The organism is Acinetobacter sp. CIP 53.82, assembly GCF_000369465.1.
Taxonomy (GTDB): Bacteria; Pseudomonadota; Gammaproteobacteria; order Pseudomonadales; family Moraxellaceae; genus Acinetobacter; species Acinetobacter indicus.
Map to the genome: position 1 here is coordinate 899,986 of NZ_KB850045.1, position 22,956 is coordinate 922,941.

The 22,956-nt window shown below is 45.7% G+C and carries 18 protein-coding genes and 4 pseudogenes; 11 read left to right on the forward strand and 11 right to left on the reverse strand.

The features are described 5' to 3' along the window. The first annotated feature begins 250 nt into the window (after positions 1 to 250). Positions 251 to 1,258: an OmpA family protein gene (locus tag F905_RS04865; protein WP_005177886.1), complete on the forward strand. Its 1,008-nt coding sequence runs from the start codon at positions 251 to 253 to the stop codon at positions 1,256 to 1,258. Between the two features lie 196 nt (positions 1,259 to 1,454). Here F905_RS04865 and F905_RS15385 read toward each other — a convergent pair whose 3' ends face one another. The 5 genes from F905_RS15385 to dsbD all read right to left on the reverse strand — a co-directional run bounded on the left by F905_RS15385 (position 1,455) and on the right by dsbD (position 6,386). After that, positions 1,455 to 1,619, reverse strand: a complete 165-nt coding sequence (locus F905_RS15385) for a hypothetical protein (RefSeq protein WP_212749289.1) — start codon at positions 1,617 to 1,619, stop codon at positions 1,455 to 1,457. Next, entirely contained in the window at positions 1,616 to 2,470 is an 855-nt protein-coding gene (locus tag F905_RS04870; RefSeq protein ID WP_171065060.1) for an Abi family protein, read from the reverse strand. The genes F905_RS15385 and F905_RS04870 overlap by 4 nt, the downstream gene beginning before the upstream one ends. 341 nt (positions 2,471 to 2,811) lie before the next feature. Beyond that, on the reverse strand, positions 2,812 to 3,552 hold the full coding sequence (dsbG, locus tag F905_RS04875; RefSeq protein WP_005177894.1) for a thiol:disulfide interchange protein DsbG: 741 nt from the start codon (positions 3,550 to 3,552) through the stop codon (positions 2,812 to 2,814). A gap of 12 nt (positions 3,553 to 3,564) precedes the next feature. Next, positions 3,565 to 4,407 carry a TlpA disulfide reductase family protein gene (locus F905_RS04880; RefSeq protein WP_005177895.1) on the reverse strand — a complete coding sequence of 281 codons (843 nt, stop codon included), beginning with the start codon at positions 4,405 to 4,407 and terminating at the stop codon, positions 3,565 to 3,567. Then, a complete protein-coding gene (gene dsbD / locus F905_RS04885; RefSeq protein ID WP_005177896.1) occupies positions 4,404 to 6,386 on the reverse strand; it encodes a protein-disulfide reductase DsbD in 1,983 nt (660 codons plus the stop codon). The genes F905_RS04880 and dsbD overlap by 4 nt, the downstream gene beginning before the upstream one ends. A gap of 109 nt (positions 6,387 to 6,495) precedes the next feature. On the opposite strand from dsbD, the gene F905_RS04890 reads away from it, so the two are divergent. Both F905_RS04890 and F905_RS04895 read left to right on the forward strand, forming a co-directional pair. After that, positions 6,496 to 7,167 carry a response regulator transcription factor gene (locus F905_RS04890; RefSeq protein WP_005177897.1) on the forward strand — a complete coding sequence of 224 codons (672 nt, stop codon included), beginning with the start codon at positions 6,496 to 6,498 and terminating at the stop codon, positions 7,165 to 7,167. 2 nt (positions 7,168 to 7,169) lie between these two features. Next, positions 7,170 to 8,561 carry an ATP-binding protein gene (locus F905_RS04895; protein WP_005177898.1) on the forward strand — a complete coding sequence of 464 codons (1,392 nt, stop codon included), beginning with the start codon at positions 7,170 to 7,172 and terminating at the stop codon, positions 8,559 to 8,561. A 30-nt stretch (positions 8,562 to 8,591) separates the two neighbouring features. Here the strand turns inward: F905_RS04895 and F905_RS04900 are convergent, their stop codons facing one another. From F905_RS04900 to betI, 4 genes are all read right to left on the reverse strand, one after another. Beyond that, positions 8,592 to 9,365 (reverse strand): TorF family putative porin, encoded by a 774-nt coding sequence (locus tag F905_RS04900; RefSeq protein WP_005177899.1) that lies wholly within the window; start codon positions 9,363 to 9,365, stop codon positions 8,592 to 8,594. Positions 9,366 to 9,521: 156 nt separating this feature from the next. Further along, on the reverse strand, positions 9,522 to 11,189 hold the full coding sequence (gene betA, locus F905_RS04905; protein ID WP_005177901.1) for a choline dehydrogenase: 1,668 nt from the start codon (positions 11,187 to 11,189) through the stop codon (positions 9,522 to 9,524). Positions 11,190 to 11,205: 16 nt separating this feature from the next. Continuing rightward, a complete protein-coding gene (gene betB / locus F905_RS04910; RefSeq protein ID WP_171065061.1) occupies positions 11,206 to 12,681 on the reverse strand; it encodes a betaine-aldehyde dehydrogenase in 1,476 nt (491 codons plus the stop codon). Positions 12,682 to 12,698: 17 nt separating this feature from the next. After that, a complete protein-coding gene (gene betI, locus F905_RS04915; RefSeq protein WP_034597681.1) occupies positions 12,699 to 13,283 on the reverse strand; it encodes a transcriptional regulator BetI in 585 nt (194 codons plus the stop codon). A 229-nt stretch (positions 13,284 to 13,512) separates the two neighbouring features. Between betI and F905_RS04920 the strand changes: the two genes are divergently transcribed. Next, positions 13,513 to 15,549: a choline transporter gene (locus F905_RS04920; RefSeq protein ID WP_005177908.1), complete on the forward strand. Its 2,037-nt coding sequence runs from the start codon at positions 13,513 to 13,515 to the stop codon at positions 15,547 to 15,549. Positions 15,550 to 15,561: 12 nt separating this feature from the next. Beyond that, a complete protein-coding gene (locus F905_RS04925; protein ID WP_005177911.1) occupies positions 15,562 to 16,170 on the forward strand; it encodes a MarC family protein in 609 nt (202 codons plus the stop codon). Between the two features lie 78 nt (positions 16,171 to 16,248). Here the strand turns inward: F905_RS04925 and F905_RS15770 are convergent. Continuing rightward, positions 16,249 to 16,386, reverse strand: a pseudogene (locus tag F905_RS15770) (IS982 family transposase); the annotation flags it as partial. A 54-nt stretch (positions 16,387 to 16,440) separates the two neighbouring features. Here F905_RS15770 and F905_RS15390 point away from each other — a divergent pair. After that, positions 16,441 to 16,539: pseudogene (locus F905_RS15390) on the forward strand (transposase-like zinc-binding domain-containing protein); the annotation flags it as partial. A 14-nt stretch (positions 16,540 to 16,553) separates the two neighbouring features. Here the strand turns inward: F905_RS15390 and F905_RS04930 are convergent. Further along, positions 16,554 to 17,038, reverse strand: a pseudogene (locus F905_RS04930) (IS3 family transposase); the annotation flags it as partial. A gap of 27 nt (positions 17,039 to 17,065) precedes the next feature. On the opposite strand from F905_RS04930, the pseudogene F905_RS04935 reads away from it, so the two are divergent. The 5 genes and pseudogenes from F905_RS04935 to F905_RS04955 all read left to right on the forward strand — a co-directional run. Then, positions 17,066 to 17,554: pseudogene (locus F905_RS04935) on the forward strand (IS3 family transposase); the annotation flags it as partial. Positions 17,555 to 17,725: 171 nt separating this feature from the next. Continuing rightward, positions 17,726 to 19,186 carry a TolC family protein gene (locus F905_RS04940; protein ID WP_005177917.1) on the forward strand — a complete coding sequence of 487 codons (1,461 nt, stop codon included), beginning with the start codon at positions 17,726 to 17,728 and terminating at the stop codon, positions 19,184 to 19,186. An 11-nt stretch (positions 19,187 to 19,197) separates the two neighbouring features. Then, entirely contained in the window at positions 19,198 to 20,328 is a 1,131-nt protein-coding gene (locus F905_RS04945; RefSeq protein WP_005177920.1) for an HlyD family secretion protein, read from the forward strand. Continuing rightward, a complete protein-coding gene (locus F905_RS04950) occupies positions 20,328 to 21,458 on the forward strand; it encodes an ABC transporter permease (protein WP_005177922.1) in 1,131 nt (376 codons plus the stop codon). The genes F905_RS04945 and F905_RS04950 overlap by 1 nt, the downstream gene beginning before the upstream one ends. Continuing rightward, entirely contained in the window at positions 21,455 to 22,555 is a 1,101-nt protein-coding gene (locus F905_RS04955; RefSeq protein ID WP_005177925.1) for an ABC transporter permease, read from the forward strand. The genes F905_RS04950 and F905_RS04955 overlap by 4 nt, the downstream gene beginning before the upstream one ends. Positions 22,556 to 22,956: the final 401 nt, after the last annotated feature.

Here is a 22,956-nt window from a genome sequence, read left to right on the forward strand (position 1 = left end):
CTATAAAAGCATCAACATGAATTTGGCTCAGTTAAAGATGAGGAAAAATCAAGAGATTTAGCTTGTAAATGATCAGTGATTTACCTTTCCTATTAAACGAATAGATGCAGTGTTCTTCTGTAGCCCAATTTCCTTGAGAAACGACTTTGCGACTTTCAGCTTCTATAAGAAATGAAAATTTAAGCCGGCCCAGCTATACTGCTTAAAATACAAGCAGAATATTAAGAGCAGTAAAATAAGGAAATATCCGATGACTTTTCAAAAAACAATCTTAGGTCTAAGTTTAGGTTGTGTACTGACACTTATGTATGGCTGTGCCAAACCCACTTCTGATCAGTCTGAAACTGAAGTCAGTACTTCTGAAATCACATCGGATTCAAATGAAACTGCCAAAGCCAGCTCAGATTTTGATCTGAATAACATACCCATTTCGAGCGCAGTGCCTGGTGAGTTGCCTTATATTGAATTACCAGAGGGCTATCGCTATCAGAATGATGAAAAACGAAATTTTGAACGTGTACCCTTTTGGACAGGACATGACTTTCACTGGGTTGAAGGAAAACTGTTTAGTTCGGGTATTAGCGCTGAATCAGATTATAAAGAAGGCAGTTTTTTAGAAATACAGCGTAACCTTGATGCGGTGATTCAGCAGCTTGGCGGTGTAGAAGTTGCTAATAGTCAAATTCCAAGAGAGCTTGCCAATAGTCTGCCTGATGCCATTCGGGTGCAACATGGTTCAGGTTTGGCTGATATTTATAATTACCCTGCGCAAACGTATGTGATTCGACAAGCGGATAAAAATATTTGGTTCCATTTGGCGCAATCTGGTAACTATATGGGTTTAATGGTAGCGGAAAGTCAGCCCTTAAATATCACGGCCAAAGCACTGACATCGAGTGCACTGAAACAAAGTCTGGATCAGGACAATAAAGTGAGTGTGCAAATTAACTTTGCCACAGATCAAGCCAAGATTTTGCCAGACTCACAAGAACAAATGGATCAGATTATTACTTTACTGAAAGATAACGCTGATTTAAAGCTTGGCATTTATGGACACACCGACAATACAGGCGATGCAGCGCATAATTTAAAACTGTCTGAACAGCGTGCGCAAGCTGTAGTTGCTGCCCTAACCAAAGCAGGTATCGCTTCAAATCGCCTAACAGCCAAAGGTTTTGGGGATGCTCAGCCTGTTGCAGATAATACCAGTGATGAGGGTAAGGCGAAAAACCGTCGAGTGGAGTTGGTGAAATTATAAAAGTCTAAGTGTAAAAAGACCGCTCAATTGCGGTCTTTTTACATCTTTTTATAAATGGTGTCACGGCGGTCAACGTCTAAGACAAGCACCACAATTTTGGCGTCAATGACTTGATAGAATAAGTGATACGTGGATTAAGCTTATCAAACTTCTTAAGCGCGGTTTTTGTGAACTCGAGCTCTTAAGTCATCTAAAGTTATCCTGATAGTTTCTTCACTTTTTGCTTTTTTGCTAGTTGTAACAAATAAACCTCGTCCATAACACAATCTTTTAAGATTATTTTTGTATTTTCCAAAATGCGATTTTGACGATCAGGGCTACGACCATCTAAAAGTTCTGGTAATTTTTTTACCATATTCATAAGCTCCAAATAGGATGTTTTTCCCAGTTATCAGGAAAACCCATTGCAACACGCCAATTTTCATCTTTCACAATAGGTTTTAAGAGTTTATTCAATTGATTGCACCACTCTGAATCAAATCCTGTCGGTCTTAGCAAGGTTTTTAAGATTAAGAGTACATAGAAGATACGTTTATTCGTCGGTGTAATCGGTGATTGCCAATTTGGATCTTTGTCGGCTTTAGATTTAATAGCTAATTCTTTATTCCATAACCGTCCATGATGGGCACAAATATTTCTCACATAGGTCAATATATGCAACCATTCAGCTAATTTTTCATGATGCAAAGAAAAATGCTGTGCGATTGCTTTCTTATCTTCTTTATTGTTAGCCTTATTATTTATTAAACCACTATATAAAAATGACAATGAACCAAAACTTAAAACTTCTGTCAGCATCCAAATTGGGATTTGAGGAAAACCATCATAATTTTGTTGAAAATGCTGGATGAACGTATCTTTAGAGCGTCCAACTTCTTTGTTGCATGTTTCTAAAAATTTTCTATGGTTAAATTTGGGATAAAAATTTTGTGCATTGCAGATACCAAATGCACCATATTGATGACCGAGATAATACGTTAATTTCGTTCGTAAAAACGTTTCTATAATTTCGATAGCACCGAATATTTGTAATCGTAATTCAGTATCAAATTCATATAATTGCACAATTTTTTCACACGAAGTGCCCGGCTTGAATCGATCTAAGACATTATTTCCTGACCTTATTCGGTAAGGATACCAATATGCACTTAAGCGATAATAACCATATTTTGCCAATATTCCTTCAGCCCAAGCAACATTATGAATACTCAATCCTTTAGACTGTAGATGATGCACTTGCTCAGCATATGATAAAGGCTTTTTATTTATAAGGTTTTAACATAATTCACTAAAATCGAGGCATAAAAAACCGCCAAGGTTGCGCGGACTTCAAAAGAAGAACTAAGCGTGGCGGCTGTATTAAATACATAATAGCGACAATTGTCATTATTAGCAAGTTATGATCAAAAACTGCCCTTAGCGACGGTCTTTTTTATATCTAATCTCCTCTACCCCCTATTTATTAAAGAGGTGAGGAACAGCATTCCGCAAGGGGAGAATTTTTAAGCCACAGGTGATAACGTAAACAACACCTGCCATTGTTCATGAACCTTTTATTTCTCAAAAATCTCTCTTAAATCCTCCGTCATCCCTTGGGCTGACTTAAACTCGCCTTGCTGGTTTTTCCACACCATTGACGGCGTGGCAAAGAAACCATATTTAGCCATTAGTTCCTGGTTGGCATCTATTTTTGCAGCAATATCAGCAGGGATATTCTTGGTAATTTTTAACTTGTTTTGCCCTTTGTTGGCATTGTAACTGGTAAACACCTGCTGTGGATTTTTAGCCATCAGCATGGTTGCCACTTGCCCGCGGCTCTCATCACGAATGACTGCCACCTGAATATGTCTAAGCTGTACCTTCCCCGCCTTCACCCACGGACGTGCCTTTTGCCAGAAGGTATGGCAATACGGACAATTCGGGTCTGAAAATACATATACAATCCGCGGCGCATCTTTTTGTCCGTCCTGAATCCAGGTGGAGTTTTCCAGACTTTTCCAGACATCATCCAGCACGGCGTCTTTGACATGGGTTTCAAGCGCTTTGATGGTCAGGTTCTCACCCTTGGCATTGTGCAAATCGCCAATAATGTAATATTTCTGGTCATTGGAAATAAACACGGTTGCCGGACTTTGCTGCATATGCCCGGCCCATCCGGTCATTTTTTCTGGCGCTTCAATCTGTTTGATAAATTTAAAGTCTTCCTGCTCAATCTGTTTTTTCAGATCAGTCTGGGCAAATGCTGTCGTATTTAACAGCAGCAGGAACAACGCAGCGGGATAAATCATTTTCATGAGAATTTCCTGTTATTTTGAAGATGGAGCAGAAAGATCATTGATATAGCGACGCAGCATCGGCTGGGTCAGTTCTCCCATATGCCGATGCACGAGCTGTCCTTGTGCATTAAAGAACAAGGTGCTTGGCAAGCCATACATATTCATCTGGGTGGCCATGTCACCTTGAGGATCAAACAGGACATGCTGGAAATTAAAACCATGCTGACGCAGATAATCCTGTACGGTGTCAGTCGTTTCGCCCTGATTCAGCATTACAAAATGAATGTCCGGATAATCCTGCTGGGCCTGATGTAAAACCGGCATTTCCCGGTGACACGGCGGACACCAGCTGGCCCACAGGTTGATGACGGTCGGTTTGCTGACCCAGTGCTGTAGTGGCACCTGTTGCTGCTGTAAATTTTGAAATTGCAGGTCAAGATACTGATTCTGCTGTGGTAAAACCGTTTGAATACCCCAATTCAGACAAAGCTGGATCGCAACAAATAGCGTAATCAATATCGCTTTAGGCAGATTGGCCAATGACCGGTTTTTCCATAAAAACCACCCAATGCCGGCAATCAATCCGCCATAAAAATGAAAGCCTTTGTCCTGAATTTTGATTATATCCAGTGGTGTCGCCAGATAAAGATCGGCATGCATTAGTACAAAAACCAGTCGTGCGGCAATTAATCCCACCCAGAATGACGTCCACAAGCTGTCACTAAAGATGCGCCAGCTAGGTTCAGGCCATTGCTGTTTCTGTCTGAAATATCGCCCTGCCCCATACACCAGCACTAATCCGGTGAGCAGCAGCACAATCTGCCACGGCAACATCAGTGGGCCCATATGCAGCGCCGTTGCAGAAACCATCATGGCGTGTTCGCCTGCTGAAGTTGCTGCAAGCGCTGAATAAGTTGGGTCGCGGTAAAGGTGCCGGTTAAACGTAAAGTACGCTGTTCCTGCTGCTGGCTGTCCAGGAAAATCATGGTCGGTGGGCCAAGAATCTGCCAGTCACGCAGTAATGCATCTTGAGATGGATGATACTCGGTTAAATCCAGTTTAATCCGCACCACATCCTGCAAGGCTGCTTGTACATCGGTACGTGGCAGGACTTCATTTTCTACCGGTTGACAGGCCACACACCAGTCGGCATAGACATCAATCACGATACTGCGTCCACTGTTTTGCTGTAGCAGCTGTGCCAGTTCCTGCTGGGTATGCACCTTTTGCCAGCTGAGTGTTTGCTGGGCATGGACCGCACCCATCTGCTGAAGGCCATGTTGAATATGCCAAATACCAATAGCGGTCATGGCCAGCGCCAGCACAATAACGCCAACACGCGAAATTTTCCCTTGCAGATGTCTGCGGATTAAATCGAAGCAGTAAATCGCCAGTGCCAGGAAAATAATGCCCATCAACAGGAAATAGGCCACGGTCGGCAGCAATGGACGGGCGAAATAAACCGCCAGTGCCAGCATTAAAAAGCCGAAACTGAATTTCAACCGGTCCATCCATAAGCCTGGTTTGGGTAAATATTTGGCACCAAATACGGCGGCAATAAATAAAGGAATCCCGAGGCCCAGACCCAGTACAAACAGATAGGTCGCGCCAAGTACCGGCTGATCCAGCTGTGAGACAAACAGCAAGGCACCGGCTAAAGGCGCGCTCATACACGGGCCTACAATCAGCGCGGAAATCATCCCCATTAACGCAGCACCGACCAGCGTACCGCCCTGCTGTTTTTGCTGCCATCGGTCCAGTCGTTGTAATAAACCCTGCGGTAAGGACAGCTGATACACCCCAAACAGGTTCAAGGCAAACAGGATAAACAGCACCGCAAAGATGCCAATAAAGATCGGGCTTTGGAACCAACGCTGGAAACTATAGCCCAGTTGCGCAACCGCCAGTCCCATCACTGCATACACTGCGGCCATACCCAGAACGAAAGCCAGCGCAATCAACGCAGCACGATAACCACGATGACGCTGTACCAGAATGCCAGACAAAATTGGAATCAGTGGCAAAGAACAAGGTAAAAAGGCCAGTAAAATACCAAAACCTAAAAAAATCAGCAGATTAAAAAATAAATGATGTTCCGAGAGTAAATTGAAAAAATACTGGTCATTGTTCCATTCAGATTGTAATGACGCGGCTGCTGTCGTTTGTGTTTCGCCTGCGATTTCACTGGCCGGCACCGGATTGGACGCTACGACTGAAATTTCTGAAGCCGCGACAGCATCAGTGATTTTTGTCAGCTCTGTATTCTCTACTGCGGCAATCGCTTCATCTTCAATTACATTTGCTTCTACTACAGCTGGTGCAGTTATCAGCGCTGTTTTTTCAGGCTTACTGGGTGCCGCTTCAATTTTAGCCGGTGCATCCAGCGCGACCGGTTTGGCGGCACTTAATAAACGCCGTTCGCTTGAAGGCGCATCTGACTGGGGCAACAAGCCTTGCGCATCGGTCTGAATGGTGGCGCGTTGCACCGGATAACATAAACCGCTTTCGGCACAGCCCTGCCACTGAATTTTAAATTGCTGGTTTGGCGCGACCTTAATTGTAGTCTTGACCTGATGATAATGCACCTTGGTCTGGCCAAAGGTCGGATCGTTCTTATCTTCCGGGACTGGCAGCTGTAATTTTAGCGCACCGGCATCGCTACGCACCTGCAGCTGATCATGATATAAATAATAATCCTCGGCGATGGTCCAGCGCAGTTCCGCCTGATCATCACTAATAGAACGCGCCTGAAACTGAAACGCCTGATCGGGTGGCAAGAACTCCTGCGCCTGTGACCAGACTGGCCAGAATGCACAAAGAACCACAAGCAAAGCACTTACACGCGTAATCATGACGTCCATTTTTCTGTAGAAAACCCGATTCATTATTAAAAAGATTAAATTAAGAGAACATTAACATAGCTCATTATTTATAAAATAGGATTTCAGGTGGAGAGTAACTATGTTTGTGGTTCTGGTCGAAGATGATCCTTATATTGCCCAAAGTATCTGTTCAGCGCTGGACTATTTAAATATTTCAGTCGAGCATGTGGCCACTGCACGCGCTGCCGATTATTTTATCCGGCAAAGTGCGGTCGACCTGTGTCTGCTGGATTTGGGCCTGCCTGATCAGGACGGTCTGGAACTGCTGCAGCAGTGGCGCCAGGATGAAATTCATCTGCCGGTACTGGTTTTAACCGCCCGACACCAAACCCGGCAATGTGTAGAAGCCTTAAATCTGGGGGCCGATGACTACCTGACCAAACCCTTTGAACTGGATGAGCTGATTGCCCGTATTCATGCGCTGGCACGGCGTAATCGTGGCTTTTCTTCCAATCTTTTACAACTGGGTGATTTGCTGTTAAACCGCGATACCCAGGAAGTCACGTTCCAGCAGCAGCCGGTGACTCTGTCACGGCGTGAATACAGCTTGCTGGAAACCCTGATGAGCCATCCCAACCAGATTTTAAAAAATGAACAGCTGCTCGATAAACTGTATGGCTATCAGGACAGTATCGAGAGCAACGCGCTGAATGTGCATATTTATCATTTACGCCAGAAACTAGAGCCGCAGCTGATTCAGACCATTCGTGGCGTGGGCTATATGTTTAAAGTGTCGGAAACCGAGAGCTGAATATGCAGAACTACAGTTTAAAATGGCGGCTGGTTAGCATGTTTATGGTGGTGTTTCTTAGCCTGTGGAGTCTGGTGTTTTGCTGGCTGTATTATGATTTGCAGCAGCGGCTGCAAGATACGCTGGATCAGCGCCTGTTTGCCTCTGCACAAATGGTGGCGCGGCTGATTCAGCATTTGCCGCTACAGGAAATTAATCCCGATTCCTTAAAACAGGTGGCCGAACAGTATCATGCGCAAAATCTGATTGCCTGTGAGGTGTCGGTGTTTAGCTCGGATATTACCTTGGGGCCGTATGTGGTGGCTCGCACCCGCGGTGCGCCGGCGCAGCTGACCGGACAGCAACCGGGCTTTAGTACCTGGCAGGAAAATGGTGTGGAATGGCGCAGTTATGTGCTGCGTAAAGGCGATATTCAGGTGGTGGCCGCAGAACGGCTGGTGCTTAGAGCGTCGTTATTGCAACAGATTCTGCAATCGGTGCTGATTCCGCTGGTGTTATCGCTATTGATCTGTATGGCGCTGGTGATTCATATTCTGCGTAAAGAATTCCGCCCTTTAGATGATATGGCCCAGCAACTGGCAGATAAGCAGCATTCGCTGTCAGATGCCGCGCATTATCTGCAACATCTGGATGCGCGCAAAATTCCCAAAGAAGTCCAGCCTTTTGTCGATAATTCCAATCAGCTGATTCAGAATCTGCATCATAGCCTGGAAAATGAAAAACTGTTTACCGCCTATGCCGCGCATGAACTGCGTAGTCCTTTAACTGCAATTAAAACCCATGTACAACTCAGTCGGATGATGGTTGAACAGAATCCGGCGCAGGCCAGCAAGCTGATTGAAAACCTGAAGCAGGCTGAAAACAGCATCTGGCGCTATCAGCAGTTGCTGGAACAGTTGTTATTACTCAGCCAGACGGATCATGACGCTGCGCAAGCCGCCCCAAATTCGGAAACCACCGAAGTCGCACCAGTTTTGAGGCAAGTGATGGAAGAATTAAGTCCGGTTTATCCACATTTAAACACTATCTTGCAGGTCGATTGGGAAAATCTGCAAACCCTGCAACTACCACCGCTGAGCTTGCAGACCATCCTGAAAAATCTGCTGGAAAATGCCCTGTTACATGCCCAAGGCTTAAGCCGGATTGCAATTGCCATGCATGATCAGCAACTGCTGGTACAAGATGATGGTCAGGGGCTGACTGCCGCTGAACTGACCCAGATGACCCGGCGCTTCTGGCGTAAATCTGCCCAGCAACAGGGTCATGGTTTAGGGCTGGCTTTGGTGAAAGCGCTGCTCCAACATCATCACTACCAGATGGATTTAAGCCTGAACCCGCCTCAGGGTTTAAGCATTCGCATTCGGCCGGAGCAGCCCTCGTCTACGCCCAATTGAAGGGTTAGGATTGATGCTTGGGGACTAAGATTAGAAGCTATATCTTAAGCCCCAAACCGCCTGATTTTTCTGTTTGATTTTACTGCGGTCATAGCCACCCAGAATGAAGTCGGAAAAGACATTCACATTCGGCGCAACTGCATAATCCAGCCCGACCGAGGCAAAACGAAAAGCAGTATCGGTCTGGGTATCTAAAAATTCCTGACCTTCATATTTGCCGGAGTCATTAAAATAAGAACCGGCAACGGCTAGATTTCCAGTTAATTTATCACTGAGCTGATGGGCATAGTTCAGGCTGACATAGGTATCCCCCTGATTCATATACACCACATCATATAAATAGGTCGACACACCAAAGGTTAGTGTAGCCTGATCATTCACATTCTTGCTGACACGCAGGCCCAGTTCATTGGAGGTGGTACTGTCCCCACCCGGATAATAATAGGTCGCATTCCACAGATCCCAAGTGAGGCCTTTAAAATCTGACACATGCCCGACAATAAAATCATGTTCCATTTTATCGGTGCTGTATTGCCGGCCTTGTTGTAAATCGCGGTATGAATAACCCAGTGTACTGCCCCAATAAGCAGCATAAAAATTTCCGTAACCCAGGGTTAAAGAGGCCTGCAAAGCCAAGTCTTCATTTTCTGGTGCATTGGTCAGACCGCGCGACACATATTTAGATACTGCGGTCAGCTGACCAGACACATCAATAGAGGAAGAGGATGCATCATTGGCCCAGCTGGACATGCTGATACATGACAGACACCCGGCGGCGACCACCGTTCTTGTAAATGGAATCATTGTTTTAAAATTTAACCTGATTGAATGTAAAAATCCCAGCCAACCATCCGACCGTGAGCTGTGCGGATGGTTGGGTATGTGGTTTTAACTAAGAAAAAAGGATGTGTATAAAAATGCACATCAAAACGATGTCAAGATCAAAGTGTTCTGTTGCGGCTAGATTGACCGGACTGGCGTATTGGCCCGGTAAAATGGCGCCGTAGATTTGGCCAGCGCCGGTTTGGCGCGAATATGATCGGCCAGTTTTTCGGCCATCATAATGGTGGTGGCATTCAGGTTGCCGGTAATAATCAGCGGCATGATGGAAGCATCAATCACTCGCAGGTTTTGCAGCCCATGTACCCGCCCGTAGCCATCGACCACGGCCATATCATCTTCACCCATTTTGCAGCTGCAAGATGGATGGAACGCAGTTTCAGCGTGGTTACGGATAAATTCGTCCAGCTCGGCATCACTTTGTACCTGTTTGCCCGGGCTGATTTCTTCGCCGCGATAGGCATCTAAAGCCGGTTGATGCATGATGTCCCGGGTAATGCGGATGGCATCACGGAACTCGCGCCAGTCCTGTTCGGTACTCATATAATTGAACAGGATACTTGGATGCTGAAACGGATCTTTGGAGCGCAGTTTGACCCGACCGCGGGATGGAGAGCGCATGGAACCGACATGCGCCTGAAAACCATGCTGCTGAATGGCATTACTGCCATTGTAGTTAATGGCGACCGGTAAAAAGTGATACTGGATATTCGGCCAGGCAAACTCATCGGAAGTGCGGATAAAGCCACCGGCTTCAAACTGGTTACTGGCACCCACACCCTGACCTAAAAACAGCCATTCTGCGCCAATTTTTGGCTGGTTATACCATTTTAAGGCTGGATATAAGCTGACCGGTTTTTTGCACTGATACTGTAAATACATTTCCAGATGATCTTGCAGGTTTTCGCCCACGCCCGGTAAATCATGAACCACCGGAATCTCCAGGCTTTTTAGATGCTGGGCATTACCGACACCGGAACGCTGCAGAATTTGCGGGGAAGCAATGGCACCTCCACAGAGCAACACTTCTTTTTCAGCAAAGACTTGGAGTGGCTGCGCGGTACTTTGTCCCTGAAAATATTCGACGCCTATAGCCTGCTTGCCATTAAATAGAATTTTATGGGTCATGGCATGGGTGCGAATGGTTAAATTCGGGCGCTGTCTGGCCATATCCAGATAACCACGCGCCGTGCTGGAACGGCGTCCCTGTGGGGTTACGGTACGGTCCATCGGGCCAAATCCTTCCTGCTGATAGCCATTTAAATCATCGGTACGTGGATAGCCAGCCTGTACCGCAGCATCGACCATGGCATGAAACAGCTCGTTATTTCCGGCTTTCGGGGTGGCGACCTGTACCGGACCACTGTCGCCATGATAGTCATTGCCGCCAATATCACGGGTTTCGGCCTTTTTATAATAAGGCAGGCAGTCGGCATAGCTCCAATGTTCCAGTCCTTTCAAACTGGCCCATTGTTCCAGATCCATCGCATTGCCGCGGATATAACACATGCCGTTAATCAGGGAGGATCCGCCCAAGCCTTTACCGCGACCACATTCCATGCGGCGATTATTCATATACGGTTCCGGATCGGTCAGATAGGCCCAGTTATAACGCCGGCCCTGTAAGGGATAAGCCAGCGCGGCAGGCATCTGGGTACGAAAATCCAGCCGGTAGTCCGGCCCACCTGCTTCCAGGAGCAACACCGTCGTTTCTGGATCTTCGGTTAATCGAGCCGCCAGCACATTCCCGGCAGAACCTGCGCCAATAATAATATAGTCATAATTCATGCAGCATGATCCTCCCTTAAGCTGAAAATACAGATTGGAAAGGACTCAGTTCCACCTGAACCGATTTGGTCTGGGTATAGTGCTGTAAGGTCACCAGACCATTTTCACGGCCAACGCCTGACTGTTTATAGCCACCAACCGGCATTTCTGCTGGAGATTCACCCCAGGTATTCAGCCAGCAAATCCCAGCTTCAATCTGATGAATAATGCGATGGGCACGGCTTAAATCCGGACTGACCACACCAGCAGCCAGACCATAGGTGGTGGCATTGGCTCTGCGGATTACTTCATCTTCACTGTCATAGCTTAAGATGCTCATAACCGGGCCAAAAATTTCTTCCTGGACAATGCGCATTTCATCATGACAGTCGGTAAATACCGTGGGTTCAACAAAAGCCCCGTGCGCAAATTCAGCTGCCGCTGCGCGCTGTCCACCTGTTAACAGACGGGCGCCCTGTTGCTTGCCCAGCTCAATGTAATGCAATACTTTTTCCATATGGGCAAAGCTGGACAGTGGTCCGAAATTGGTGTTCGGGTCTAAAGGCTGCCCCATCCGCACATAAGGAATGCGCTGCAGAATCTTTTCTTCAAAAGCAGTTTTTAAAGCAGCAGGAATAAACACCCGGGTTCCATTGGTACACACCTGTCCAGAGCTGTAGAAATTGGCCATCATGGCGATATCGGCAGCCAGATCCAGATTGGCATCTTCACAGATAATTAACGGTGATTTTCCACCAAGTTCCATGGTGACTTCTTTTAAGCTGGACGCCGCCGCCTGTGCCATTACTTTTTTACCGGTACTCACACCGCCGGTAAAGGATACTTTGGCAATCTCCGGATGCTCAGTGAGGTAGCTACCCACATCGCCACCACCGGTCACCACATTAAAGACGCCGTCCGGTACTCCGGCTTCACTATAAATTTCGGCCAGTTTTAACGCGGTCAGTGGGGTAATTTCACTGGCTTTAAACACCATGGCGTTGCCTGCGGCCAAGGCCGGTGCAGATTTCCATAACGCAATCTGGATTGGATAATTCCAAGCGCCAATACCGGCCACCACACCCAGCGGTTCACGGCGGGTATAAATAAAAGAACTTTCTCTTAATGGAATTTGCTGGCCTTCGAGCGCTGGTAAAATGCTGGCATAATATTCCAGCACATCTGCCCCGGTCACAATATCGACGCTCCGGGTTTCACTTAAAGGCTTGCCACTGTCCAGGCTTTCAATTTCTGCCAGCTCATCATTGCGTGCCCGTAAAATGGCTACGGCCTGATTTAAAATGCGTGAACGCTGCATGGTGGTCATGGCTGCCCAGACTTTTTGTCCCTGTTTGGCAGACTGTACTGCCCGATCAACATCGGCCTGGTTACATGCCTGAATGGTGGCCAACACCTCAGCATTGGCCGGATTAATACTTTGGAATGTTTCAGAGGATGAAGCATCGACAAACTGACCGTGAATATAAGGTCGTTGTGTATTGAATTGCATCAATCGGTTCTCCTCGTAATTTAGTGAATATTGAGTTGCTGACGGATATAGTCGGCACAAATCTGAATAGGTAAATCGGCATCCAGTTCAGTGGTCATTAAGGAACCGCGTAACCAGAAACCGTCAATCAGTGCGGCCAGACCCTGCGCGGCGCGTTCAGCCTGCTCGCGGTCCAGCTGTTTGGCAAACTCATGCTTGATATTGGAATGCAGGCGATAATGGTTGACCTGCTGCAAACGGTGCAAGTCAGGTTGATGCATACTGTTGGCCCAGAATGCCAGCCAGGTTTTCATGGCGGCTTTATCGGTCTGTTCGGCCGAGAAATTGGCACGCACAATCGCAATCAGGCGCTGCTCCGGGGTGTTTTCTGCGGCGTTTAAACTGGCAGAAATGGCATCGCCCAGCTGTTGCAGCAAATAACGCATGGTCGCTTCAATCAGGCCATGCTTGCCCTGAAAATAATGACTGATGATGCCTGTAGACACACCTGCCCGCTGGGCAATCTGGCTGATAGATGCTTCAGCAAAACCCAGTTCATTAATGGCAGATAAGGTGGCATCAATTAGCTGTTGACGACGAATCGGTTGCATACCAACTTTAGGCATAAGATCGACCTGACTAATAAAAATCATGCACAAGGCAAGGTAACATATAAAAACGTTATTTTAATTGAACGTTCAATTAAAATAAATTATAGTCCCGTCTGCTTCCTGATGTACAGCTCAGTTTGTTTTTCATTTGCAAATGTTTGTAATGAGAGCCATGCCTATAGTCTGGTTATGCCAAAACACACTGCGCTGTAGATCCGAATTAAAAAAATATGGTCACAGATTTATGCAAAAGAAAACTGAACAGACGACCGATAGTCTGAACAAAGTTGTCTTTTTTCTTTCGGCAACACTCATCCTGCTGTTTTCGCTGGTTACGATTTTATTTAATGACCAGGCGAATCAGCTCATTACCCAAATCTTGAACTGGGTCAGCCGGACCTTTAGCTGGTATTACCTGCTGGCGGCCACCTTATATCTGGTCTTTGTACTGTTTATTGCCCTGTCGCGTTATGGCGATATCAAATTAGGTCCCAAACATTCCAAGCCGGAATTTAGCCTGCTGAGCTGGTCGGCAATGCTGTTCTCGGCCGGAATCGGGATTGACCTGATGTTCTTCTCGGTGGCCGAACCGCTGTCTCACTATATGAATCCGCCTGTCGGCGAAGGCCAGACTTTTGAGGCTGCGCGCCAGTCAATGGTCTGGACCCTGTTCCACTATGGATTAACTGGCTGGAGCATGTATGCCTTGGTTGGCGTGGCTTTGGGTTATTTTAGTTATCGTTATAACCTGCCGCTAACCATCCGCTCGGCGCTTTATCCGATTTTTGGCAAGCGTGTTAATGGCTGGATTGGACATAGTGTTGATACCGCGGCCGTTTTGGGCACTATTTTCGGTATTGCCACCACCTGCGGGATTGGTGTGGTTCAGCTCAACTACGGCCTGCATGTACTGTTTGATGTGCCAGAAAACCTGCTGATCCAGTCGGCGCTGATTGCCGTTGCAGTCATTATTACTGCAATTTCAGTGGCTTCTGGGGTAAATAAAGGCCTCCGGATTCTGTCTGAAGTCAATATTTATGTGTCAATTGGTCTGTTGCTGTTTATTCTGGTGATGGGCAATACCGAGTTTTTACTGGCAGCGTTAATCCAGAACTTTGGCGACTATATTAGCCAGTTCCCGCAACTGTCCTTAACCAGTTTTCCGTTTCAGCAACCGAAAGAATGGATGAACAGCTGGACCCTGTTTTTCTGGGCCTGGTGGATTGCCTGGTCGCCATTTGTCGGCCTGTTTCTGGCGCGAATTTCCCGTGGCCGGACCATCCGCGAATTTGTGGCCGGTACCTTAATTATTCCCCTGCTGTTTACCCTGACCTGGCTGTCGATTTTTGGAAATAGCGCCTTGCACAGCGTGATTTTTGATGGCAATACCCAGCTGGCCACCACCGTATTGGCCAATCCGGCACATGGTTTCTATGACCTGCTTGCCCAATATCCGTGGTTCCCATTTCTGGCCGGCGTCGCTACCATTACCGGTTTGCTGTTTTATGTGACTTCTGCCGATTCAGGCGCACTGGTACTGGGGAATTTCACCACCAAATTTAGCAATATTGAACATGATTCGCCGCGCTGGTTAAGTGTCTTCTGGGCACTGGCGATTGGTTTACTGACTTTGGCCATGCTGATGGCCAATGGCGTGACTGCACTGCAAAACACCACCATTATTATGGGGCTGCCTTTTAGCTTTGTGATTTTCTTTGTGATGGCGGGTCTGTACAAGTCATTAAGACTGGAAGATTTCCGTCAGGCCAGTACCAGCATGAATGCGGCACCCGTGGTCGGCAATGTCGACATCTTTAACTGGAAAAAACGCCTCAGCCGGGTAATGCTGCATGCCAATTTATCGCAAACCCAGCAAATGCTGGAAGAGGTCTGTAAACCGGCAATGCAGGCGGTGGCCACAGAATTCATCAACAAAGGCATTCAGGTCGATCTGGCGGAAAAAGCCCTGGATGATGAACCGGAACTGTCACATCTGGATTTAACCATTCAGCTGGATGAAGAAGAAAACTTCGTTTACCAGATCTGGCCAATCCGTTATGACACACCCAACTTCAGTTCACGCGGCAAACGCACCAAGAAATACTATTACCGTCTGGAAACCTATCTGTTTGAAGGCTCGCAAGGCAATGATCTGGTGGGTTATAGCAAGGAACAGGTCATTAACGACATTCTGGATAAATACGAGCGCCATTTGATGTTCTTGCACATCAACCGGATTAGTCCAGGCAAGCGCCCGCTCTTTCCAGACCCGGATCAATAAGGAATCTGTAGGATGTCTGAGTCGCTTCACGCCTTTGCACTGTTTTTCTCATTATTAAACCCGTTTTTAATGAGTATTTATATGCTCGGGATTATCCGTAATTCCGAGGCCCGAGTGTTTAATCGCGCCCTGATTCAGGGCAGTTTAATCAGCTTTGTGGTGTTTATTATTTTCGCCAAAACCGGTGAAGCCTTTTTTCATGATGTCCTGCATGTCCGTTTTGAATCTTTCCAGATTTTTGGCGGGATTATTTTTCTGGTGATTGGTTATCGCTATGTGTTTGAAGGCGCCGATACCATTGGGGTGATGCGCGGTGCGCCACATCATTTGGCCGGCACCATTGCCATGCCGTTTATGATTGGCCCGGGAACCATCAGCGCCGCGGTCATTACCGGAATTCAGCTAAGCCTGTGGCAACTGGTGCTGGTGATTTTTGTGACGCTATTTCTGACCTGTAGCCTGCTTATTTTAATGAAATATGCGCATGATCATTTGCAGCATAAACATTCCAATTATATTGATTTGTATGTCGATATTGTCGGGCGTCTGGCTGCCTTGCTGATTGGGACCATTGCCATTGATATGATTGTGACCGGTGTCAGCGGAATTATGCAGAGCTAAAATAACCTGAGTTCGATGAAATCCACTTAGCCTTTTAGCATATTTTGGAAAGTTGGCTTATTGGGGTTCAAACAATAAAGCAGATTTCCAGAATGGAACGATCATTTGGCAATAAAAATATTTGAAGAATCTAAAACCGGATTGATGAAATAAAATGACAATGGTCATTTCTTCAGACAAGCTTAAAGCTGACTTTTTCAACCTGGTTTTTTGGTGGTGTTTCAAAAAGTATGCTGAAAAAAACAGGTTGGCTTTTGATAAGATAGTGAGATGCAAATAACACTAAAAATCAAATGTCCAACCTGTCTAAGTGACAGTATAAAGAAAAATGGCCTCAAACTATATGGCAAGCAAAACTATCAATGTGAATAGCCACCAAAATTCTAGACACACATAATCATCTTTTGATGGGCCTTTTCATAATCTAATGGAGAACGCTGATCATTGGAACCATGCCTGCGTTTTGTATTGTAGAACATCTCAATATATTCAAAGATATCAGACCTAGCCTCAGTTCTTGATGCATATATTTTCTTTTTGATCCTCTCTCGTTTTAACAGTTGAAAAAAGCTCTCGGCAACAGCATTGTCATGGCATGAGCAGTGTACTGCGCAAGTCGACGACTCATACTACTTTCAAGATTATGATGCTTGAGAAATGTCTGCCATTCATGACTGGTGTATTGGCTGCCTTGGTCAGAATGGATTAGGACTTTGTTCTTTGGGTTTCTTCGCCACAAAGCCATCAATAACGCATCTAAAACCAGATCTGCCGTGATTCTGAATTTCATAGACCAGCCAACAACAAGACGTGAAAACAGGTCAATCACAACTACGAGATATAGCCACCCTTCATAAGTGCGGATATAAGGGTGAGATTCCTTTGGTCTACTCACCCCTATATTCAAACAAATTCAGGCTGGGTCTATACCGCCTTTATTATTGATGTGTTCTCACGAGCAATTGTTGGATGGAAAGTATCTACACGGATGAATACAGATATGGTACTCGATGCACTTGAGCAAGCATTGCACGATCGAGGCATGCCAAAGAATGTGATTCATCATTCCGATAGAGGTGTTCAATATCTTTCTATTCGCTATACCAATCGTTTAGAAGCTGCAAATTTACGAGCATCAGTCGGTACAACTGGTGATTCATACGATAATGCTCTGGCTGAAACGGTGAATGGCTTATACAAAACAGAGGTGATTGAATATTTAAAAGCAGATTGGCAAGGTTTAGCAGATGTACAACTTGCGACACTCAACTGGGTAGATTGGTTCAATAAAAAGCGTGTACACAGTGCACTGGGTTATGTATCGCCTTTTGAGTTTGAAGCAATGTACTATGATAAGATTAACCCGTTAGGTCAGGTGGCCTAACTTAAATAAAAAAGTCTCCGACAAACCCGGTACGGTTCAGATAGGCTTGTGCAACAAAGCCATACAGATGTAAAAGAAACAATACTATAACTTTACACTAGTTCTATCTGCGAACCTTTGATTTATACTAGCCGGATAACATCACCGGCTTTAAATCAGTTTAGCGACTTTATGAACTTAAAGAAAAATAAAAGACAGCTTGTCTGGGGTTTAAATCTGCTTGCATCGATGATGTATGGCAGCTTTGCTCATGCGCAGAGCATCAGCTTTCAGGACGCTGAACGTCAGTTGTTGCAAAATTCTTATAGCAGCCAAGCCTATCAAAGTCTGGAACAGGCTTCAAAACTTGAAGCTGAAGCAGTGAAAGGTATAGGTCTGCCACGAGTCGACCTGAATGTTCGTGCGTATGCCTTTCATAATGAACTCGATCTGCCTTTGGGTGCATTAAAAAATAATTTAGAGCAATCCTTAACGGATGGTGTAAATAATAGAATTGATGAACTGAACTTAGGGGGGCTGGCTGACCCGCTAAAAAATAGTCTAAGACAACCTATTCAAAATGGGGTGGGCTTAATTCCTGATAGTTCGCATGTCGTGCTGGATGATCAGGTGATTCGCCCGACGATTTCAGTCATGATGCCGCTTTATACCGGTGGGCTGACAAGCAGCGCTAAAGAAATCGCCAATATTCAGGTCGGTCGTAGTCAGCTCAGCAACAAACAGCAGCAAGACACGCAGCGTTTTGAACTGATTCAAAGTTATTTTAATGTACAGCTCCAAAAGCAACTGCATGCAGCTGCGCTGTTTAATCTGAATGCCATGCAGCAGCATTATCGCAATGCCTTAAAGATGGAACAGCAAGGTTTTATCAGTAAAGGGCACCGCATGCAGTTTGAAGTGGCACGCAATAATGCCGAGCGCAGCCAGCAAAATACACAGGCCAATTTGAATGCTGCCCTGTTCCAGCTGAATAATCTGCTTCAGGAAAGTAGCATCACCGAACTTTCGACGCCTTTATTTGTCAATAAAACCGAGCCACAGGCCTTAAATCATCTGCTGAAAACCTTTAGTCAGAACTCTGCGCTGATTCAAAAAATGCAGCTGGATACTCAATTAGCTCAAGCCAATGTCAAAGCCCAGCAAGCAGCTAAAAAACCGAATGTTTTTGCTTTTGGCGAATATAGTCTGGATCAAAATGAAAACTGGATTGTCGGAGTTGCCGCACGCTATAACCTGTTTTCCGGGATCGATAAAAACAAAAATATTCAGGCTGCCGAACTCAAACGCTCTGCCACAGAATTGCTCACTGCACGCACCCAGCAGGAAATTGAAAATCTGATTTATAAATCTTATAGCGAAGCACTCAGTGCACAGCAAAGTGATGCGCTTCTGGCACAAAACTTGAAAGCCGCACAGGAAAATTTACGCATCCAAGAATTGTCTTTTAAAGAAGATATGGGCACCGCCACACAGGTCATCGATGCACAAAACATGCTGAGCGGACTACGAGCTGAAACTGCCTTGAATGCCTACAAATATGTGATGTCACTGGCCACCCTATTACAAAGCCATGGTTCGATTGCAGAATTTCCGAACTACATCCAACATACCAACACTCACTATATTCGCTAATGGAGCCGAACATGAACGAAGATCAAAAACCCAATGATCCTGTGAATGAAGCGGCTTCATCCAGCGATACAGAAAAATCGCCTGCGCAACAGGTAGAAACAAAAACTGAAATAGAAAACAACGCGACGACTTCGACCGAGCAACAACAAGCTCCTGAAATCGCTAAAAAGAAAAAATATTTATTGCTCGCCCTGATTCCAGTTCTGCTGGCAGTCATCGCATTTGGATTATGGAAAAGCTACCAACCGGCTCCGCTTGAATTGCAGGGTCGTGTAGAAGCTGAAACAGTTCAGGTGGCGACCAAAGTGCCAAGCCGTATTGAAGAAATTTATGTAGAAGAAGGTCAGCGAGTCAAAAAAGGCGATGTGCTGGTGCGCTTAAACAGCCCGGAAATTCAGGCCAAAAAACAGCAAGCCGCAGCGGCTTTACAATCTGCGCTGGCCTTACAATCGACTGCTGAACGTGGCTCGCAAGAAGAAAATATCGCCAGCCTGTATGCCAACTGGCAATCGCTGAAAGCACAGCAAAATTTAGCCAAAGTTTCTTATGAGCGTGGTGCAAATTTATTTAAGGAAGGTGTGATTTCACGCCAGCGCCGTGATGAATTGTATGCAGCCAGTCAATCAGCGGCACAAATGACAGAAGCAGCGTATCAGCAATACGCACGTGCCAAACGTGGCAGCACCTCGCAGCAAAAGAGTTCTGCCGATGCACAAGTAGATATTGCCCAGGCTGCGCTGGATGAAGCCAATGCATTAGAGGCAGAAACCCAATTAGTAGCACCTGTTAACGGAACGGTGTCTAAAACCTATGGCAAAGTCTCGGAGCTGGTAGCCACCGCAGTCCCTGTGGTCAGCCTGATTGAAGATCAAATGTGGGTGAGCCTGAATATTCGTGAAGACCAATATGCCCCGTTTCAGAAAATGAGCAGTATTGAAGGTTATATTCCCGCCCTAGATAAAACCGCCACTTTTAAAATCAAGCAGATCAGTGCTGAAGGTGAATTTGCCACCATTAAGACCACACGCCAAACCGGCGGTTATGATGTGCGAAGTTTTAAGCTGCATCTTGTGCCCACACCAGCGATTCCTGAACTGAAAGTTGGGATGAGCGTGTTATTTAAACTGAAAGAGACCCGATAATGTGGACGGGTATATGGCGCGAACTGCGCTATCTGCTCCGCGAAAAATGGGATCTGTGTCTGGTCACGCTGGCACCTGCACTGGTGATTATTTTATTCAGCAGCATGTTTGCTCAAGGGAAACCGGATCATTTACCGATTGCGATTATTGATCAAGACCAGAGTGCGCTGAGTCAAAGCATTTATCAGCATGTGGCCCTGAATCATACTCTTAAAATTGCTACAGTGTCGGAGCAAACAGCTGAGATTGAGCGCCTGCTAAATCAAAATAAAATTTGGGGTTATATCCATATTCCAAGCGGTGCTGAGCAACGTCTGGTTCGTGCCCAGGATGCTGACATCAGTATTGCTTTTAACCAGAGTTATTTCAGTATCGGAAATACCATTTCCTCTGCCATGCTGGTCAGTACCCTGCAAGCACTCGCTGAATTTAGCGGAGAGCAATATCTGGGGAATCGACTACCCTCTCTCGAAGCACCGTCACCGCATATCAAAATATCACCGCTGTATAATCCGCAACTGAATTATGAACTCTATCTGGAACCCTATGTCATTCCGGCAATTCTGCATTTACTGCTGTGTTGTTGTGTGGCATTTTCCGTCGGTCAGGAACTGAAGCGACAGACCTTAACAAGCTGGATTAGCAACTCGTCCATCTGGATGGCATTACTGTCTAAGAACCTGGTCTATGTGGCTATTTTTAGTCTATGGACCTGGATCTGGATGTTCTGGCTGATTGAAATTCGCGGCTGGTTTGTTGCTGGCTCGCTCGCTCTGATTCTATCGGCACAATTTCTGCTATATAGCGCTTATGCATTTTTAAGCAGTGCAGTGGTTCTGGCGACCAAAGATTTAAGTAAATCTTTTGGCATCATTGCGGTCTATGGTGGTTCATCTTTGAGTTTTGCAGGTGTGACCCTCCCTTTAAATAATGCGCCCCTGTTCACCCAGTTTTGGTCCAATATTATTCCGTTTACGCCCTATGCCAAATTACAAACTGAACAATGGGTGATTGGTAGTCCATTGCATATTTCACTGCAAGCTGGATTAATGCTGCTGATCTATGCCCTAGTCTACGCTCTGCTGGCTTATCTGTTTCTTAAAAAAATAGCTAAAGGAGCAGTCCAATGAAATCCCTCTGGTTTTACTATCTGCAAGGCTTCAAGGATATTGTCAGTCACGGCGCGATCTTTACCACGCTGATTCTATCCGTCTTATTTTACAGCTTTTTTTATCCAACCGCTTATCAGGCACAGCAGGCTGAAGCCTTACCGATTATTATTGTCGATGAAGAACAAAGTAACTTAAGCACCCGTATTATTGGTCAGGTGGCACAAAGCCCCAATGTGGAAATTGAGGCGATTACCGGCAATTTTGCCGAAGCTAAACAATGGGTTGAATCTCAAAAAGCCGATGGCATTTTACTGCTACCGGACAATTTATCGCAAAGCTTAAGGCATGGTGAAACAGGCGGCATTGGCCTGTATTTAAGCACAGCCAACTTTTTAGTGACCAAACAAATTGGTCTGGGCTTAGCCACATCGGTTGAGCAAACTTTGGCAGACTATACTGAACGCTTTGGCGAGGTCTCGGACTTTTCACCTGCCCTTTCTGTGCATCAAATTCCTTTATTTAATCCGCTATCCGGCTATGGCAGTTATGTCTTTCCTGCGGTTGCACCTTTAATTATCCACCAAACTATTCTTCTGGGTTTGAGTATGCTGATTTTGGTATATCGGGAAAGAAAAATAGAATTAAACACAAATGCATTGATTGGGATGTGTTTAGCGGTCTTTACTATTGGCTGTCTGGGATGTTTCTATTTATTCGGTTTCAGCTTCTGGCTGTTTGATTATCCAAGTGGTGGCAACCTGTTCGGGATGCTACTGGCTGTTCCGGTTTTTATCTACACGATAATTGGCATGACCTGCCTATTCGCCAGTTTTCTAGATCTGCCGGAACGTGCGGGGCATGTCATTGTATTCACTTCTATTCCACTGTTCTTTTTATCTGGTGCGGCCTGGCCACATGCTGCCATGCCTCTCTGGATGCAAGTCGTTGGCGAAATCCTGCCTTCCACCCAAATTGTGCAGATGTTTATTCAACTCAATCAAATGGGTGTGCCTACAACACTGATCTTGCCTAAATTGCTCTATCTTGGAATGATCGGTAGCTTGTGCTTTTTTTTGGCTTATCGACGTTTAATTTCAAACTGTGGAACTTTCTAGCTTGTATATTATTGAACCTGTAAATAATTTTATGTAATTGCTTTTGATAAATTTAAAGGTGATTGCTTCACTGCTCACCGAATTCAATAATAAATCGGCTCATGGCTAAACGCCAGTCACGAATATAGGAATAGAATCTGGCTATCTATTTGCGTGATACTGGTCTGATTCTTTTTAGTAAGATGTGGCTCAAATGTACCGTCACGATCTCATGGTGTGGTGGTTCTTAATCTCCCCCATGACCGCTATATTAACCAAGGGGGTCAGTTTTACACTGCCGCTAACACGAATTACCCAAATATGTAAGGTAATTCCGGTGAATCAGAACGAAGCTTCTGGCACATTTACCCAATCCTGAAGACGTTATGAATAACTCTTCACTTTAATTTTGTAGGTAATCC